Here is a 14,810-nt window from a genome sequence, read left to right on the forward strand (position 1 = left end):
GCAGCGAAACCGTACGCGCCGCCGGACACGACGACCACCCCGGCCGCCGTCGGGTGCGTCGAGTGCGCCGGTCGGCGTGAGCGCGGAGGCGAGTGCGCCGGTCGCCTACCGGGCGGCCGGCGCGGGAGAGGGACCCGGCGTGCCGAACGGCGGCTCGTCGTCGTTTGCCGGGCGTACGGCCCCTACCACCGCCCGCTCCGTCCGGAGGACACCGATGGCCATCCCCGCCCTGGACCACACGACGACCCGCTACTCCCTCCCGCACGCCTACTGGATGGCCCGCGCGGCCGGGCTGGCCCCGCTGGACCCGGACGCCATCGAGGCGCAGGCCAACGCGTGGGGTTTCGACCAGGTGCGGCACTTCGAGTCGACGCACCGGATGCCGTTCCCGATCGAGGACACCCAGGCGTACGTCATGGCCGGCGACCGCATGATCGTCGCCGGTTTCCGGGGCACCGAGGTCCTGAAGATCTACGACTGGCTCACCGACGTCAACACCCCGCCCGTCCCCGGACCGGGGAACAAGGGCTTCGTCCACTACGGCTTCCAGCAGGCCCTGCGGTCCGTCTATCCCCGGATCCGCGACGCCATCCAGGAGTTGCGCACCGACGGGCAGAGCGTCTGGTTCACCGGTCACAGCCTGGGCGGGGCCCTCGCGATGCTCGCGGGTGCCAACTGGTACTTCGAGGAGCCTCGGGAGCTGCCCGACGGCGTCTACACCTTCGGCCAGCCGCGTACCTGTGAACGGCTCCTCGCCGGCCTGCACAACAAGGCGTTCAGGGAACGGTGTTACCGCTTCGTCAACAACAACGACATCGTCCCCCATCTCCCTCCCGAACCGGCTTTCACACACGTCGACTCGCTGCGCTATTTCGACGCCGACGGCCGGCTGCACGAGTCCCTTCCGCTGTCGGCGCGGCTGCTGGACCGGGCCAAGGGGCTGAGTGCCGACCTCTTCGCGCCCGGGGCGGACGCGGTGAAGGACCACCATCTGGTCAACTACCTGGCCGCGTTCGAGAAGAATCTCGCCAACGCCCGCTGAGAGCGGGGCGGTTGCACCGGATCGGTGTCCGCCGCCCGGCCCGCCGAGCGGGCCGGGCGGCGCGCGCCTCCGTCAGGCGGGGGCCAGGACGAACCACCGGGCCGGCAGGTCGATCCGGGTGCCGTCGGCCAGATACTCCGTCTGGGGCAGCGTGGTGTCCCCGCTGTCGATGATCCGCAGGCCCGCCTCGCCCAGCAGCCTGGGCACCTCGTCGTCGGCGGCCCCGGCCGGCTTCAGACCGTGGTCGAAGACCCGTCGCAGCTTCGCGGGCGGCCCGCCGGGGGACTCGGCGGCCCGGCGGAACAGCTCCTTCGAGCCCGAGGTCAGCTCCACGACGAACGCCCGGCCGCGCGTGCCCAGCAGCGCGGCCACCGCCCCGGCGACCGCCGGCCGGTCCTGCGGCTCGCTCTGGTGGATGACGGCGCGCATATAGACATGGGTGTCACCGACCCGCGCCGACAGGGCCCGGACCGCCTCGTGGTCCACAAGACTGAGCTGTTCGAACTCGGCCACCTTCTCGGTGTCGGCCCGCCGGGCGTGCTCGATCGCCGCGTGCGAGAGGTCGACGCCGAGCGCGCGGGCGAAGCGGGTGGCGAGATAGCGGGTCTGGGTGCCGTTGCCGCAGCCGAGGTCGACCACGGGCAGCGCCGGGTCGGCGTGCGGCAGCAGGATCTCGCAGTGCGGTACAGCGGTGAGGGAGGGGTCGGAGTCCCAGATCGCCTCGCCCGGCGCGTCGGAGGTCGCACGCCAGTAGCCTTCCCATGAATCCCGGTAGCGCTCAGACACGCCCATCTGCGGCCTCCCCGACTCCCGCCCCGTACGAGGCGAATTGACGACGCGTCAGTTACGCGTCACGCGCGAACCCCTTCCCGCCAGAGCCTGTTCGAACCACACCGTCTTGCCTTGCGCCGTACTGCTGCTCCCCCAGCCGCGCGCCAGCCGGCTCACGACCCGCAGTCCCCGCCCGAATTCGTCGTCGGGCTTCGCGCCGAGCAGGCTCGCCGGGGCCGGTTCGTCGTCGGTGACCTCGCAGAGCAGCGCGTCGTTACGGACCAGCCGCAGCCCGACATGGCGGATACGCGCATGCCGTACGGCATTGGTGACCAGCTCGCTGACCATCAGCTCCGCGCTCTCCACGGCCCCCGGCAGATCCCAGTCGTACAGCTGGCCGCGCACCAGGCGCCGGGCCCGCGCGACCTCGCGCGGGTCGAGCGCGAGCTGCCACTCGGCGACGTCGCCGTCCGGGATGCCGTTCAGCCGCGCCATCAGAAGGGCCACGTCGTCCTTGCGCCCGCCGTGGGTGTTGAGCGCGCGGATGATCGTGTCGCAGGCGTGGTCCATGGAGGCGGCGGGATGCGCGGCCGATTCGCAGAGCGCCGCGAGGCCCGATCCGATGTCCTGGCCGCGCACCTCGACCAGGCCGTCGGTGCAGAGCACCAGCCGGTCGCCGGGGGCGACCCGTACGGTCGCGGTCTCGAAGGGCACTCCGCCGACACCGATGGGGGCGCCGGTCGGCAGGTCGAGCAGTTCGCTGCGGCCGTCGGCGGCACGGACGATGACGGGCGGGATATGCCCGGCGTTGGCGATCTGAAGCTCGGAGTGGATTGGGTCGTAGACCGCGTACAGGCACGTCGCCAGATAGTTCTCCCCCAGGCGCTGCGCCAAGTCGTCCAGATTGCGCAGCAGTTGGGCGGGCGGCATCTCCATGGTCGCCATCGTCTGGACGGCCGTCCGCAACTGGCCCATCATCGCCGCCGAGTTGAGCCCGTGGCCCATGACGTCGCCCACGACGAGCGCGGTACGTGAGCCGGGCAGTTTGACGGAGTCGAACCAGTCGCCGCCGACCCGGCCGAGCCTGGCGCCGGGCAGATAGCGGGTGGCGATGTCGCAGCCCGCCATGCGCGAGGCGACCTGCGGGAGCATGCTGTCCTGGAGCGTGTCGGCGACATTCTCCTGATACGTGTACATCCGGGCGTTGTCGAGGACCAGACCGGCCCTGGCGGCCAGTTCGGCGCCGGTGGTGCGGTCCATGTCGTCGAAGGGCTGCCGTCCCTGACGCCGCATCAGCACCATGAATCCGAGCACCACGTCGCGGGCCTTGAGCGGTACGAGCAGCATGGAGCGGTTGTTGATGAGCGGGCGCAGGTCGCGCTTCTCGAACTGGGCGGAGATCCGGTCGCCGTCCTCCTCGCTGAGGTGCGGGATGAGGACCGGCTCGCCGGTGACCATGCACTGGAAGAACGGGGTGTGTTCGGGGAAGGCGATGGCCTCGCCGACGGGCACGGTGTCGTCCCAGCGGCCCGGTTCGTCGTTGTGCTCGACCCAGACCCGGTGCCAGATGGTGGTCACGTCGGGCGGGCCGGTGGGGAAGCCCTCGCCCGCCAGGACGGCGGCGCGCAGATGGGTGCCGGCGAAGTCGGTGAAGCGGGGCACGGCGGCGCTGGTGACCTCGCGGATGGTGCGCGCCAGGTCGAGGGAGGAGCCGATAAGTCCGCTGACCTCGTTGAGGAATTCCAGCCGCTCGCGGACCGCCGCGTATTCGAGGTCGAGTTCCGGGTCGGGCGCGGGCGCCGGAAGATGATCGAGATGGCCGGGGCGATCGAAGTGGTGCGTGTCGTGCGCCGGGCGGGCGCCCTGAGCGCCCGGCGCATGCGCACCCTCCGCGCGCCCCCGCCGTCCGGCCGGGCGGCGTGGCACACCCCAGTCGGGGGTGACGGGGACCCGGTCGTGGTGGCTGAACTCCAGTACGGGATAACCGAGTTCGAGGACCTGGCCGACGATGCGACCGGAATCGGCGACGCTCATGTTCGGCAGGATGTGCGGGAGTTGGCCGGCCAGCGAATCGGCGTCGGGGAATTCGGTGTGCAGCGAGAAACTCGGCGCGATCCGGCCGCTGTCGATGCCCGCGTCCATACGCAACTGGTCGACGTCGGCGGCGAGTACGAGATGACGGCCCGGGCCCGGTCCGACCAGCGGGTAGGCCCACCACAGCACATCGAGCCGGGGGCGGCCCGCGTCGGAGAGCTTCGCCCGGCCGGCGGTGGGGTAGGAGCTGCGCCCGTGCAGCTCGGGTCCCAGCTCGTCGTACCCGTCGTCGTCCTCGTACGTCTCGGCCGGGCCGTTGACCCGCCCGGTCCGGTCCTCGGTGAGCGCCCCGGCGACCGGCATCAGATCGCCCGCCGGCTGGCCGACCGCGTCTTCCTTGGAATGGCCGAAAAGGCGCCGTGCGCCGCTCGACCAGTGCGACACGAGGCCGTCGGCGTCCACGACGACCACGGCAAGCGGAATCCGGCCGGTCACGGCGCGTTCGCGCCGTGACCGGAGCGACGGAGTGCCACTGTCCATGGGTGGAAGGCTCCTTCCCCGCCGCCGGGATCTGCGGCTGTGCACCCACGGTACGGCTCCGAACACGCAATGCGCCGGGCAATGAACCAATAGGTTGTGCGCCCGCGTACGCCGGGAAAGTTGACTGAAATTCAGTCAGTACCCGGCGGCGTCCTCGTGCCCCAGTTGCAGGTCCCTCTCGGTGCGTCCGCCGCCCGCCATCCGCAGCACCGTGGCCACCGGCGGATACCCCGCGGCGATGACGGTGTACTCGCCGGACGACAGGTCGACGAAGCGGAACGTCCCGTCCGCGCCCGTCGTCAGCGTGTCGACGACATTGCCCGCCGCGTCGAGCAGCGTGACGCGGGCGTCCTCGACCGGCCGGCCGCCGCCGGCCCGCACCGTACCGCGCAGCACCGCGCCGCCGGCCAGTTCGATGTCCTGCCGGGTCTCGCGCGACGCCTGGACGCTGACGAGGAGCGCGGCGGGCCGGAAGGCGGGCGCGCTGGCCGCGAGGGTGTACTCCCCCGCCACCAACTCCGAGATGACATAGCTGCCTTCGCGCCCGCTGCGGGTGGAGGCGACCACGTCGCCGCGTACGTCGGTGAGGGTGACGGCCGCGTCGCGCACGGGGGTGCCGTCGGCGGTCAGTACGGCGCCGGCGAGGCGGCCCGCCCCGCCGAGGACCACGTCCAGCTCGACGGCGCGCTCGCCGACGGTGACGGTGACCGCCTGCGGCTGGTGCCCGCCGGCCGCGGCGATCATCACGTACGAACCGGCCCCCGGCACACTCAGCGCGTACCGCCCGTCCTCGCCACTGGCTCCGCGCCCGATCTGGGTGCCCTGGACGTCGATGAGGGTGAGGGCGGCGCGCGGGACGGTCGTGCCGTCGTGGTGCTGGACGATGCCGCAGACGGGGACGCCCGGGGTGTACGCGGGCGACGCGGCGCCGTTCGCGACAGCGGCAGCGGCAGCGGCAGCGGGGATGGCGGGACCGGCGGCCGGGGTGGGGACGGAGCCGCGGGCGGCCGGGACGGCGGTGGACTCGGCGGCGGAGGCGTTGTGGGACACCAGCGGTTTCTCCTTGAGGAAGAAGGCGATGAGCAGGCCGAGCAGGAGCACCGGCACGAGGTAGAGGAAGATCCGCGGCATCGCGTCCGCGTACGCCTGGATATAGCCGTCCCGCAGCGCGGGCGGCATCGCGTGCACCATCTGCGGGGTGATGGATTCGGCGCTGGGCAGTCCGGCCCCGGCCGGGATGCGGTCGGCGAGTGCGTCGGTGAGCCGGTCGGCGAAGAGCGTCCCGAAGACGGCGGCGCCGACGCTGCCGCCGATCTGCCGGAAGTAGGTGTTGGCGCTGGTGGCGGTGCCGAGGTCGGAGGGCTGGACGGAGTTCTGGACGGCGAGGATCAGCACCGGCATGACCAGGCCGACACCGACGCCGAGGACGGCCTGCCAGACGCTGTATTCGAGCCGGGAGGTGTCGGTCTCCAGCTGGGACAGCAGCCACATGCCGACGGCCGAGATCGCGGCGCCCAGGATGGGATAGATCCGGTAATGGCCCGTCCGGCTGATGAGTTGGCCGGAGACGACGGATGCGACGACGATGCCGCCCATCATCGGGATCATCAGCAGGCCGGACTCGGTGGCCGACGCCCCGTCGACCATCTGGAGGAAGGTCGGCAGATAGCTGGCGGCGCCGAAGAGCGCGATGCCGATCACCGCGCCGACGAGACCGGTGATGTTGAAGACCGAGTCGCGGAACAGCCGCAGCGGGATGATCGGTTCGGGGGCGAAGCGCTCGACGACCAGGAACAGGACGGTCGTCACGACCGCGCCGGCGGCGAGGCCGAGGATGACGCGCGAGCCCCACTCGTACTCCGTACCGCCCCAACTGGTCAGCAGCACCAGGCAGGTTGAGGCGGCGGCGAGCAGGACGGCGCCCGCGATGTCGAGCCGGGCCTTGCCGCGGGGCTTGGGGAGCTTCAGCACGGCGGTGACGACGGCGAGTGTGACGAGGCCGAACGGGACGTTGAAGTAGAAGCACCAGCGCCAGGAGACATGGTCGGTGAAGAAGCCGCCGAGCAGCGGTCCGGCGACGGAGGCGAGGCCGAACGCGCCGCCGATGAGGCCCATGTAGCGCCCGCGTTCGCGGGGCGGCACGATGTCGGCGATGATCGCCTGCACACCGATCATGAGTCCGCCCGCGCCGATGCCCTGGAGGGCGCGGAAGGCGATGAGTTCGTTCATCGTGCGGGACCAGCCGGCCAGGGCGGATCCGATCACGAAGACGACGATGGCGAACTGGAAGACGCCCTTGCGGCCGAAGAGGTCGCCGAGCTTGCCGTAGATCGGCAGGCCGATGGTGGACGTCAGCAGATACGCGGTGATCGCCCAGGACATCCGGTCGAGACCCTGGAGTTCCCCGACGATCTTCGGCAGGGCGGTGGCGACGATCATCTGCTCCAGCGCGGCGAGAAGCAGCGCGAGCATCAGCCCGACGAAGACCAGGCGCACCCGGCGCGGGGAGAGCTCACCGCCCGGGGTGGCGGCGCCGGGAGCGGGTGGGGGCGGGTTGATCGTGGCCGGAGCGGGCGCGGCGGCCTGCTCGTCGTCCTTCACCAGCGTGATCCCACCCACGAATTGCTCCCCTTCGTCGCGTCTGCGCGGCGTAATTCTTCACATTGCACGCAGAGCGGGAGCAAGCTGGGCGGTTCACCGAAGGCCGTACGGCGCACGGCGGCACTGGGTTGTGAGACCGGTCAGGGGGCGCTCATCAGGGGCTTTCCCATGACGCGTGGTGCGCGGGCGCACGTAACGCGTCACGGGGGAAACCACTCGAATCGGTGACCCGGGGAGGCCCTGGATGGACGTCGGGGGCGCCCCGGCCGCAAGGGACTTGACGGCTCGGAACGCCCCTCGGGCCCGCCGGAGCGGGAGCCGGGACTCAGGAGTTCAGTAACTCACGGAAACTCGCGGGCTCACGGATTCGCCGTCGGCCGCCGTCAGTCACGAACTCACGGACTCGCGAACTCGCGGGCTCAGGGCGCCTCGGGGGCCTTCTCCGTCTCGGTCGCGAGGTTCGCGAGCAGCTCGTCGTAGATACGGGCGAGGCCCTTGGGCGCGAACTTCCGCTCGAAGAAGCCCCCGATGCCGCTCGCGCCGTCCCACACGCTGGTGACGACGGCCTTCGAGCGGCCCTCCCCGGCCGGGGTGACCACCCAAGTGGTGACCATCGAGGAGTTGCGGTCCTTCTCCACGAGCTGACCGTCGGTGGGCTCGGTCACCTCAAGGAGGCAGTCACGGATGCGCTTGCTCGTCGCCTGGAGCTTCCAGTGGACGAGTGTCCCCTCGCCGTCGCCGCCCTCACGGACCTCGTACTCGCTGAAGTGCGCGGGCATCACCTTCGGGCGGACGTCCTGGTAGTCCGCCAGCGCGTCGAACACCGTCTCCGGGTCCGCCGCGATGATCCGCTCCGTCGTGGCTTCGACCTGCGCCATGGCTTCCTCCAGCATTCGGTTCTCCGGGCGGCCAGCCAACCATCTCCACGGGGCGGGCCCAAATCCGGGGCCCGCTCCACGGCTTCGGCTCCCCCGCCGGCCTCGCACACCACACGGCCGGCGGTCCCGGCGCCGGCCGGGGAGAGCCGCCGGAACGGTCGCGCATGGCGATCATGGGAACAAGTGTTCTATTCTGTGGTCAGTACAACTGAGGAGGCGCACATGCGCTGGGACAATCTGGCCGAGAACCCCACGTCGGCCCGCGACGCGGCACTCTTCGGTACGGACGCGGTGACCACCAGGACCTTCGACACCCCCGAGTTCCGGGGCATCACCTTCCACGAGATCCGCGCCCGTTCGATCGTGAACCGGGTGCCGGGAGCCTCCCGGATGCCCTTCGAATGGACGGTCAATCCGTACCGGGGCTGCTCACACGCGTGCGTCTACTGCTTCGCCCGCAAGACCCACAGCTATCTGGACCTCGACACCGGCATCGGTTTCGACTCCCAGATCGTGGTCAAGATCAACGCGCCGGAACTGCTCCGCCGCCAACTCGCGTCACGCCGCTGGCAGGGCGCGCACATCGCGATGGGCACCAACGTCGACTGCTACCAGCGGGCCGAGGGCCGCTACCGGCTGATGCCGGGCATCATCTCGGCGCTGCGCGACCACGCGAACCCCTTCTCCATCCTCACGAAAGGCACGCTGATCCTGCGCGACCTCGAACTGCTGCGACAGGCCGCCCAGGTCACGGACGTCGGCGTGTCCGTCTCCGTCGGCTTCACCGACGAACGGCTGTGGCGCACGGTCGAGCCCGGCACGCCCTCGCCGCAGCGCCGGCTCGACGCCGTACGCACGCTGACGGACAGCGGCATCGGCTGCGGGGTCCTGATGGCCCCCGTCATCCCCTTCCTCGGCGACAGCGCGGACCAACTGCGGGCCACGGTGCGGGCGATAGCCGCCTCCGGGGCGACGTCGGTGACCCCGCTGGTGCTGCATCTGCGGCCGGGCGCGCGCGAGTGGTTCATGCAGTGGCTGCGTGAGCACCACGCGTATCTGGTGCCGCGCTACGAGCGGCTGTACGCGGAGGGGGCGTACGCGCCCAAGTGGTACCAGCGCCGCATCACGCGCCAGGTCCATGAACTGGCCGACGAGTTCGGCATCGGCCCGGCGGGACGTTCCGGCCGGCGGCGGGTGCTGGTCCCGGAGCCGGACGTGGTGCCGGAGCCGGGTCCGACACAGCTGACGTTGTTGTAGTGCCGGGTGCGATCATCCCGGTATGACAGTGATCGAGGTCGTACGGGGCGACATCACGCGCCAGGACACGGACGCCATCGTCAACGCAGCGAACGAGTCGCTACGCGGCGGGGGCGGCGTGGACGGCGCGATCCACTGGGCAGCGGGCCCGCGACTGGCCGAGGCGGGCGCGGCGATCGCGCCGTGCGCCCGGGGCGACGCGAAGGCGACCCCGGCCTTCGACCTGCCCGCGCCGATCCGCCATGTGATCCACACGGTGGGCCCGGTCTGGAAGGGCGGCGACCGGGGCGAGCCGGACGTCCTGGCGTCCTGCTACCGCCGCTGTCTGGAGGTGGCCGACGAACTGGGCGCCAGGAGTGTCGCGTTCCCGGCGATCTCGACGGGCATCTTCGGCTTCCCGCCGGACCGGGCGGCCGGTATCGCGGTCAGCACGCTGAGGTCGACGCCGACAGCGGTGGAGCGGATCCGTCTGATGGCGTTCGACACGGCGTCGTACCGTCTGCTGACGGCGGCGAACACGGGGCAGTAGAGGCGTTGCCGGTTGTCCTCTGGCGCCGGGCGGGCACCGCGCCGCGCGCCCCACCGGCGAAAACCCCTCGTTCGCCGGCCGCCGTGTCCGACAGGATGGGCGTATGACTCGACTCACTCATGTGCACTCCCCCGCCGGCGTCGCCCCCGGCACCGGCTACAGCCATGTCGTCTGGGGCACCGGCCGGTTCGTCGCCGTGTCCGGGCAGTGCGCCTTCGACGCCGACGGGCAGGTCGTCGGGGAGGGCGACGCCGGGGCGCAGGCGCGGCAGGTGTTCGAGAATCTGCGGCGCTGTCTCGCCGAGGCGGGCGCGTCCTTCGACGATGTGGTGAAGCTGACGTACTTCGTGACGGACGTCGCGCACCTCCCCGCCGTGCGCGTCGCGCGCGACGAGGTGATCGACACCGCCCGGCCCCCGGCCAGCTCCGCCGTCCAGGTCGCCGCGTTGTTCCGGCCCGAACTGCTCGTCGAGATCGAGGCGTTCGCGATCGTCGCCGAGGCCGAGGCTGAGACCGAGACCGAGGACGCCTAAGCCATGGGTGGCCTGCTCGTCCGGGCGATGACCGCCGACGACTGCGACGCCGTCGCCGCCGTGCGGATCGGCGGCTGGCGGTGGGCGTACGCCGGGTTGATGCCACGGGCGTATCTCGACGCGATGAGCGTCGAGGAGGACGCGGCGCGCCGGCGCGCCCAGCTGCCGAGCGGCGCCGGCGACAGGCGCGTCGTGAACGTCGTCGCGGAGCGCGCCGGAACGGTCGTCGGATGGGGCTGCCTCGGGCCCTGCCGGGACCAGGACGTCCCCGACGGGACCGGTGAGCTGTACGCCCTGTACGTGGACCCGGAGCAGGTCTCCACCGGCGTCGGTCGCGCGCTGGCGCGGACGCTGGTGGAGCGCGCCACCGCGGACGGTTTCTCCTCCCTCGTGCTCTGGGTGCTGAGGGAGAACGACCGCGCCCGGCGGTTCTACGAAAAGGCCGGTTTCACACCTGACGGCGCCGAGGAACCCTTCGAGGTCGGCGGCGTCTCGGTGCCCGAGGTCCGTTACGCACGCTCCCTCACCCGCCCCGTCACCCAGACCGTCACCCGGCCCCTCACCCGGCCCCTCACCCGGACCGTCACGCGAGCCGGCTGAGCGCCTCCGCCGCCGCGCCGGAGAGCCGAGGGTGCCCCCGGGCCGCCCGCAGCAGCGGCAGCGCGCGCCGGTCGCCCAGCCGCCCCAGGCCCTCGACACAGGCGAGCGCGACCCGCCAGTGGGTCTCGTTCGGCGCCAACAGGCGCTCCAGGGTGGCGATCAGGGCCGGTACGGACTCCGGCGCGCGCAACTCGGCGAGCAGCCGCACCGGTTGGAGGGCGTACGCCGTGCGCAGCACATTCGTCGCGAGCGCGGCGGCGGCACGCGGCGTACGGGGGTCGCGCAGCCGCGCCAGCGCGCGGGCGGCCGACACACAGCGCTCGGCGTCGCGGTGGTTCAGGAGCAGCACCAGCGTCTCGAACGCCCGCCGGTCGCCCGCCGAGCCGAGCCGGAAAGCCGCGATCTCCCGTGCCCACAGGGGGTGTCGGGGTGCGACGAGGACGTCCGCCAGTTCCTCGTGGTCCTCGGTGGCGATCAGTCGCCGGTAGGTGGCCGAGTCACGGGACTCGTCCCGTAACCGGTCGGCGAGTGCGCGCAAGTCCTCGTCGCCGACAGCCCGTTCGGCACGGGGGGTGACCGAAGCGCGGGGTCCGGTCACCCTCACCGCCTCGGCCGTGCCCGGCGCCGTCCCCGACGTATCCGCAGGTCCTGCCTGCCGTTCCAGCTCGCTCATGCCGGGCAGAGTATCCGCGCTGCGTGTCCGTCAAAACGCTCTCCGTGACCGGCGGGGTCGCGAACGGCCGGTTTCCGCCGGTGACGTACCGCACATCTCCCCAGGGCTGGCGCGCTCATTACCCACCGGTTAACCTCAGGTGAGCGGGAAACCTCCGCGGCTCCCGGTGGCCTGGTGACGCAGCCACCGTGAGTGTGGTGTCCGTCGGTTCGGCGCCATGTGGTTCGGCAGCACGGCGGCGCGACTCCGGGACAGGGTCCGCCGGTTCGCACTTCTTCGCGCCATCCACGCACACGCACGCACGCACAGAACACGCGCCCGCGCGCCTGTCCTCTCTTCAGTCGTCACTCACCCCTGGAGTCCCGTGATGGACATCCCTCTCTCCACCATCGCCGTCGTCGGCCTCGGCACGATGGGCACCGGCATCGCCGAGGTCCTCGCCCGGGCCGGCCGTGAGGTCATCGGCATCGACACCGACGAGATCGCCACCGGCCAGTCGGTCGCCGCGCTCGAAGCGTCCACCGCGCGCGCCGTGGAGCGCGGGCGGATCACCGAGGACGAGCGGCGCGGCGTGCTCACCCGGTTCCGTACCTTCACCGATCTCCAGGCCGCCGCCGACGCCGATCTCGTCATCGAGGTCGTCCCGGAGTCGTACGAGATCAAACAGCAGGTCTTCCGCGCGCTGGACGGGATCGTCGGCCCCGGCACCATCCTGGCCACCGGCACGAACGCCCTGTCGGTGACCCGGCTCGCCGCCGACTCCGCGCGCCCCGAGCGGGTGCTCGGGATGCACTTCTTCAACCCCGCCCCCGCGATGAAGCTGGTCGAGGTCGTCTCGTCGGTGCTGACCGCGCCGGCGGCCGTCACCGCCGTCACCGCGCTGGCACGGGAGTTGGGCAAGGAGCCCGTCGCCGTGGGCGACCGGCCCGGTTTCGTCGCCGACGGGCTGCTCTTCGGCTATCTGAACCAGGCCGCCGCGATGTACGAGGCCAAGTACGCGACGCGCGAGGACATCGACGCCGCGATGCGGCTGGGCTGCGGACTGCCGATGGGCCCGCTGGCGCTGCTCGACCTGATCGGCGTCGACACCGCCCGTACGGTCCTGGAGGCCATGTACGCGGCGTCGCGCGACCGGCTGCACGCCCCGGCGCCGGTCCTGCGGCAGCTCAGCGAGGCCGGGCTGACCGGGCGGAAGTCCGGGCGGGGCTTCTACACGTACGAGGCGCCGGGCAGCGGCACGGTGGTGCGCGACGCGCTGACCCCGCTGGACGCGGGGCCGGCGCCGAGCGGGCGGCCCGAGGTCCGGTCGGTCGGCGTCGCCGGTTCCGGCACGATGGCGAGCGGTATCGCCGAGGTGTTCGCCAAGGCGGGTTATGTCGTGGTGCTCGCGGCCCGCAGCCAGGAGAAGGCGGACGCGGCCAAGGCACGCGTGGCCAAGTCGCTGGGCCGTTCCGTCGACAAGGGGCGGCTGACCGGTGAGGCGCGCGACGACACCCTGGCGCGGATCACGCCGGCCGGTTCACTGGACGCGTTCGACGACGTGGATCTCGCCGTCGAGGCGGTGGCCGAGGACCTGGAGGTCAAGCGGCAGCTGTTCGCGACGCTCGACAAGGTCTGCAAGCCCGGTGCCGTGCTGGCCACCACGACGTCGTCGCTGCCGGTCGTCGCCTGCGCCCGCGCCACCACGCGCCCGCAGGACGTCGTCGGCATGCACTTCTTCAACCCGGCGCCCGCCATGAAGCTGGTCGAGGTGGTCCGTACGGTCCTCACATCGGACGAGGTCCACGCGACGGTCCGCGCGGTGTGCGCGACGATCCGCAAGCACCCGGTGGACTGCGGCGACCGGGCCGGTTTTATCGTGAACGCGCTGCTGTTCCCGTATCTGAACAACGCGGTCAAGATGGTGCAGGAGCACTACGCGACGCTGGACGACATCGACGCCGCGATGAAGCTGGGCGGCGGCTATCCGATGGGGCCGTTCGAGCTGCTGGACGTGGTCGGTCTGGATGTCTCGCTGGCGATCGAGCGGGTCCTGCACCGCGAGTTCCGCGACCCGGGTCTGGCTCCGGCGCCGCTGCTGGAACACCTCGTGGCGGCGGGCTGTCTGGGCCGTAAGACGGGCCGCGGGTTCCGTGAGTACGCGGCGCGCCGATAGGGGTGTCCGGGCCGTGTCCGGCACGTCGGAGCCCGCCCGCCGCCGGCCGCCCGGAGCAGCCCCCACAGGCGCGCTCTCCTGCGCGGATGCAGTACGTTCGGGGCATGGCTCAGCCCGCTGACTCCGCCCGACGGCCCGCCCGTACGACCTCGACGACCGACGCGCCGGAGAGCGCCGCCGGCGGCCGTGCGGCGGCCCAGCGGCTGAAGATGCGCCGGGAACTGTCGGCGGCGGCCATGGAGTTGTTCTCGACCAAGGGGTACGAGGCGACCACCGTCGACGAGATCGCGGCGGCGGCGGGAGTCGCGCGGCGGACGTTCTTCCGGCACTTCCGCTCCAAGGAAGAGGCGATTTTCCCCGACCACGACGACACCCTCGTCCGCGCGGAAGCGGTCCTCCAGGCGGCGCCCGCGCACGAGCATCCGCTCGACACGGTGTGCCGGGGCATCAAGGAAGTCATGCGGATGTACGCGGCGCAGCCGACCCTCTCGGTGGCCCGCTACCAGCTCACCCGTGAGGTGCCGACGCTGCGCGAGGCCGAGATCGCCTCGGTGGCCCGTTACGAGCGGCTCTTCACCCGTTATCTGCTGGGCCACTTCGACGAGCACGAGCACACCGACGGCAACGACGACCCGCTGCTCGCCGAGGTGGCCGCGTCCGCCGTCGTCACCGCGCACAACCATGTGCTGCGGCGCTGGCTGCGCGCCGACGGCCAGGGCGATGTGGAGGCGCAGTTGGACCACGCCTTCGCGATCGTCCGTGACATCTACGGCTCGGGCATCGGCGCGGGCCGGACCATGGGCGGCGGCGAGCGGCCCGCGGCCTCGGTGAGCGCCGGCGGCGAGGTCCTGGTGGCGGTGGCCCGTACGGACGCGCCGCTGGACGAGGTCATGCGCACGATCAAGCAGGCACTGAAGGACGCGTAGGCCGCCCCCGGCCTGCCGCCTGCCCGCCCGAAGCCCGCACGAAGCCCGCACGACATGCCTCGCGTGACACGCCTCCGCTGAGACACCCCGCCGCCAAACAGCCACCTAAGGTGACATTTCACCTCACAGAGTGGACTGCTGGTGCTCATGCGTGCCTCACGGATGACAACTGAGACAGATTCTTGGCACGCAGTGCCTTGTCCAATGACATTGCGTGCCATACGTTGGGGATGTCCGGGCGGCCGGCGAACCGAGACCTCTCGTCCGCCGAC

Annotated in this window: 12 protein-coding genes; 7 read left to right on the forward strand and 5 right to left on the reverse strand. The window is 71.7% G+C overall.

Features of this window, described 5'->3' with window-relative positions; all coding sequences use genetic code 11:
* The first annotated feature begins 214 nt into the window (after nucleotides 1–214).
* Nucleotides 215–1,042 carry a lipase family protein gene (locus ACFYNU_RS03750; protein ID WP_356584842.1) on the forward strand — a complete coding sequence of 276 codons (828 nt, stop codon included), beginning with the start codon at nucleotides 215–217 and terminating at the stop codon, nucleotides 1,040–1,042.
* Nucleotides 1,043–1,114: 72 nt separating this feature from the next.
* On the opposite strand, the gene ACFYNU_RS03755 is transcribed toward ACFYNU_RS03750, so the two are convergent.
* The 4 genes from ACFYNU_RS03755 to ACFYNU_RS03770 form a co-directional block, all read right to left on the reverse strand.
* Nucleotides 1,115–1,834, reverse strand: coding sequence for a class I SAM-dependent methyltransferase (locus ACFYNU_RS03755; protein ID WP_356584841.1), 720 nt, complete (start codon nucleotides 1,832–1,834; stop codon nucleotides 1,115–1,117).
* A 48-nt stretch (nucleotides 1,835–1,882) separates the two neighbouring features.
* Nucleotides 1,883–4,387, reverse strand: coding sequence for a SpoIIE family protein phosphatase (locus tag ACFYNU_RS03760; RefSeq protein WP_356584840.1), 2,505 nt, complete (start codon nucleotides 4,385–4,387; stop codon nucleotides 1,883–1,885).
* Nucleotides 4,388–4,522: 135 nt separating this feature from the next.
* Nucleotides 4,523–7,006, reverse strand: a complete 2,484-nt coding sequence (locus ACFYNU_RS03765) for an MFS transporter (protein ID WP_388765002.1) — start codon at nucleotides 7,004–7,006, stop codon at nucleotides 4,523–4,525.
* A gap of 401 nt (nucleotides 7,007–7,407) precedes the next feature.
* Complete coding sequence (locus tag ACFYNU_RS03770; RefSeq protein WP_356584895.1) at nucleotides 7,408–7,866, reverse strand: SRPBCC family protein; 459 nt, start codon at nucleotides 7,864–7,866, stop codon at nucleotides 7,408–7,410.
* 222 nt (nucleotides 7,867–8,088) lie between these two features.
* Here ACFYNU_RS03770 and ACFYNU_RS03775 point away from each other — a divergent pair, with 222 nt between their 5' ends.
* The 4 genes from ACFYNU_RS03775 (at nucleotide 8,089) to ACFYNU_RS03790 (ending at nucleotide 10,784) form a co-directional block, all read left to right on the forward strand.
* Complete coding sequence (locus tag ACFYNU_RS03775; RefSeq protein ID WP_356584839.1) at nucleotides 8,089–9,123, forward strand: Rv2578c family radical SAM protein; 1,035 nt, start codon at nucleotides 8,089–8,091, stop codon at nucleotides 9,121–9,123.
* A 22-nt stretch (nucleotides 9,124–9,145) separates the two neighbouring features.
* Complete coding sequence (locus ACFYNU_RS03780; RefSeq protein WP_356584838.1) at nucleotides 9,146–9,652, forward strand: O-acetyl-ADP-ribose deacetylase; 507 nt, start codon at nucleotides 9,146–9,148, stop codon at nucleotides 9,650–9,652.
* Between the two features lie 103 nt (nucleotides 9,653–9,755).
* A complete protein-coding gene (locus ACFYNU_RS03785) occupies nucleotides 9,756–10,184 on the forward strand; it encodes a RidA family protein (RefSeq protein ID WP_356584837.1) in 429 nt (142 codons plus the stop codon).
* Between the two features lie 3 nt (nucleotides 10,185–10,187).
* The gene (locus tag ACFYNU_RS03790; RefSeq protein WP_356584836.1) at nucleotides 10,188–10,784 is read left to right on the forward strand and encodes a GNAT family N-acetyltransferase; all 597 of its coding nucleotides are present in this window, start codon (nucleotides 10,188–10,190) and stop codon (nucleotides 10,782–10,784) included.
* On the opposite strand, the gene ACFYNU_RS03795 is transcribed toward ACFYNU_RS03790, so the two are convergent.
* Entirely contained in the window at nucleotides 10,768–11,457 is a 690-nt protein-coding gene (locus ACFYNU_RS03795) for an adenylosuccinate lyase (protein WP_356584835.1), read from the reverse strand. The genes ACFYNU_RS03790 and ACFYNU_RS03795 overlap by 17 nt on opposite strands.
* Nucleotides 11,458–11,824: 367 nt before the next feature.
* On the opposite strand from ACFYNU_RS03795, the gene ACFYNU_RS03800 reads away from it, so the two are divergent.
* Both ACFYNU_RS03800 and ACFYNU_RS03805 read left to right on the forward strand, forming a co-directional pair.
* Complete coding sequence (locus ACFYNU_RS03800; RefSeq protein WP_356584834.1) at nucleotides 11,825–13,612, forward strand: 3-hydroxyacyl-CoA dehydrogenase family protein; 1,788 nt, start codon at nucleotides 11,825–11,827, stop codon at nucleotides 13,610–13,612.
* 86 nt (nucleotides 13,613–13,698) lie between these two features.
* Nucleotides 13,699–14,538 (forward strand): TetR family transcriptional regulator, encoded by an 840-nt coding sequence (locus tag ACFYNU_RS03805; RefSeq protein ID WP_356584833.1) that lies wholly within the window; start codon nucleotides 13,699–13,701, stop codon nucleotides 14,536–14,538.
* Nucleotides 14,539–14,810: the final 272 nt, after the last annotated feature.

Source organism: Streptomyces sp. NPDC006643, assembly GCF_042870175.1.
Classification (GTDB): Bacteria; Actinomycetota; Actinomycetes; order Streptomycetales; family Streptomycetaceae; genus Streptomyces.

Excerpts from the sequence above, each read along its gene's own strand:
- ACFYNU_RS03750 (WP_356584842.1), top strand. The coding sequence starts at position 215 with ATGGCCATCCCCGCCCTGGACCACACGACGACCCGCTACTCCCTCCCG.
- ACFYNU_RS03755 (WP_356584841.1), bottom strand. The coding sequence starts at position 1,834 with ATGGGCGTGTCTGAGCGCTACCGGGATTCATGGGAAGGCTACTGGCGT.
- ACFYNU_RS03760 (WP_356584840.1), bottom strand. The coding sequence starts at position 4,387 with ATGGACAGTGGCACTCCGTCGCTCCGGTCACGGCGCGAACGCGCCGTG.
- ACFYNU_RS03770 (WP_356584895.1), bottom strand. The coding sequence starts at position 7,866 with ATGGCGCAGGTCGAAGCCACGACGGAGCGGATCATCGCGGCGGACCCG.
- ACFYNU_RS03775 (WP_356584839.1), top strand. The coding sequence starts at position 8,089 with ATGCGCTGGGACAATCTGGCCGAGAACCCCACGTCGGCCCGCGACGCG.
- ACFYNU_RS03780 (WP_356584838.1), top strand. The coding sequence starts at position 9,146 with ATGACAGTGATCGAGGTCGTACGGGGCGACATCACGCGCCAGGACACG.
- ACFYNU_RS03785 (WP_356584837.1), top strand. The coding sequence starts at position 9,756 with ATGACTCGACTCACTCATGTGCACTCCCCCGCCGGCGTCGCCCCCGGC.
- ACFYNU_RS03790 (WP_356584836.1), top strand. The coding sequence starts at position 10,188 with ATGGGTGGCCTGCTCGTCCGGGCGATGACCGCCGACGACTGCGACGCC.
- ACFYNU_RS03795 (WP_356584835.1), bottom strand. The coding sequence starts at position 11,457 with ATGAGCGAGCTGGAACGGCAGGCAGGACCTGCGGATACGTCGGGGACG.
- ACFYNU_RS03800 (WP_356584834.1), top strand. The coding sequence starts at position 11,825 with ATGGACATCCCTCTCTCCACCATCGCCGTCGTCGGCCTCGGCACGATG.
- ACFYNU_RS03805 (WP_356584833.1), top strand. The coding sequence starts at position 13,699 with ATGCAGTACGTTCGGGGCATGGCTCAGCCCGCTGACTCCGCCCGACGG.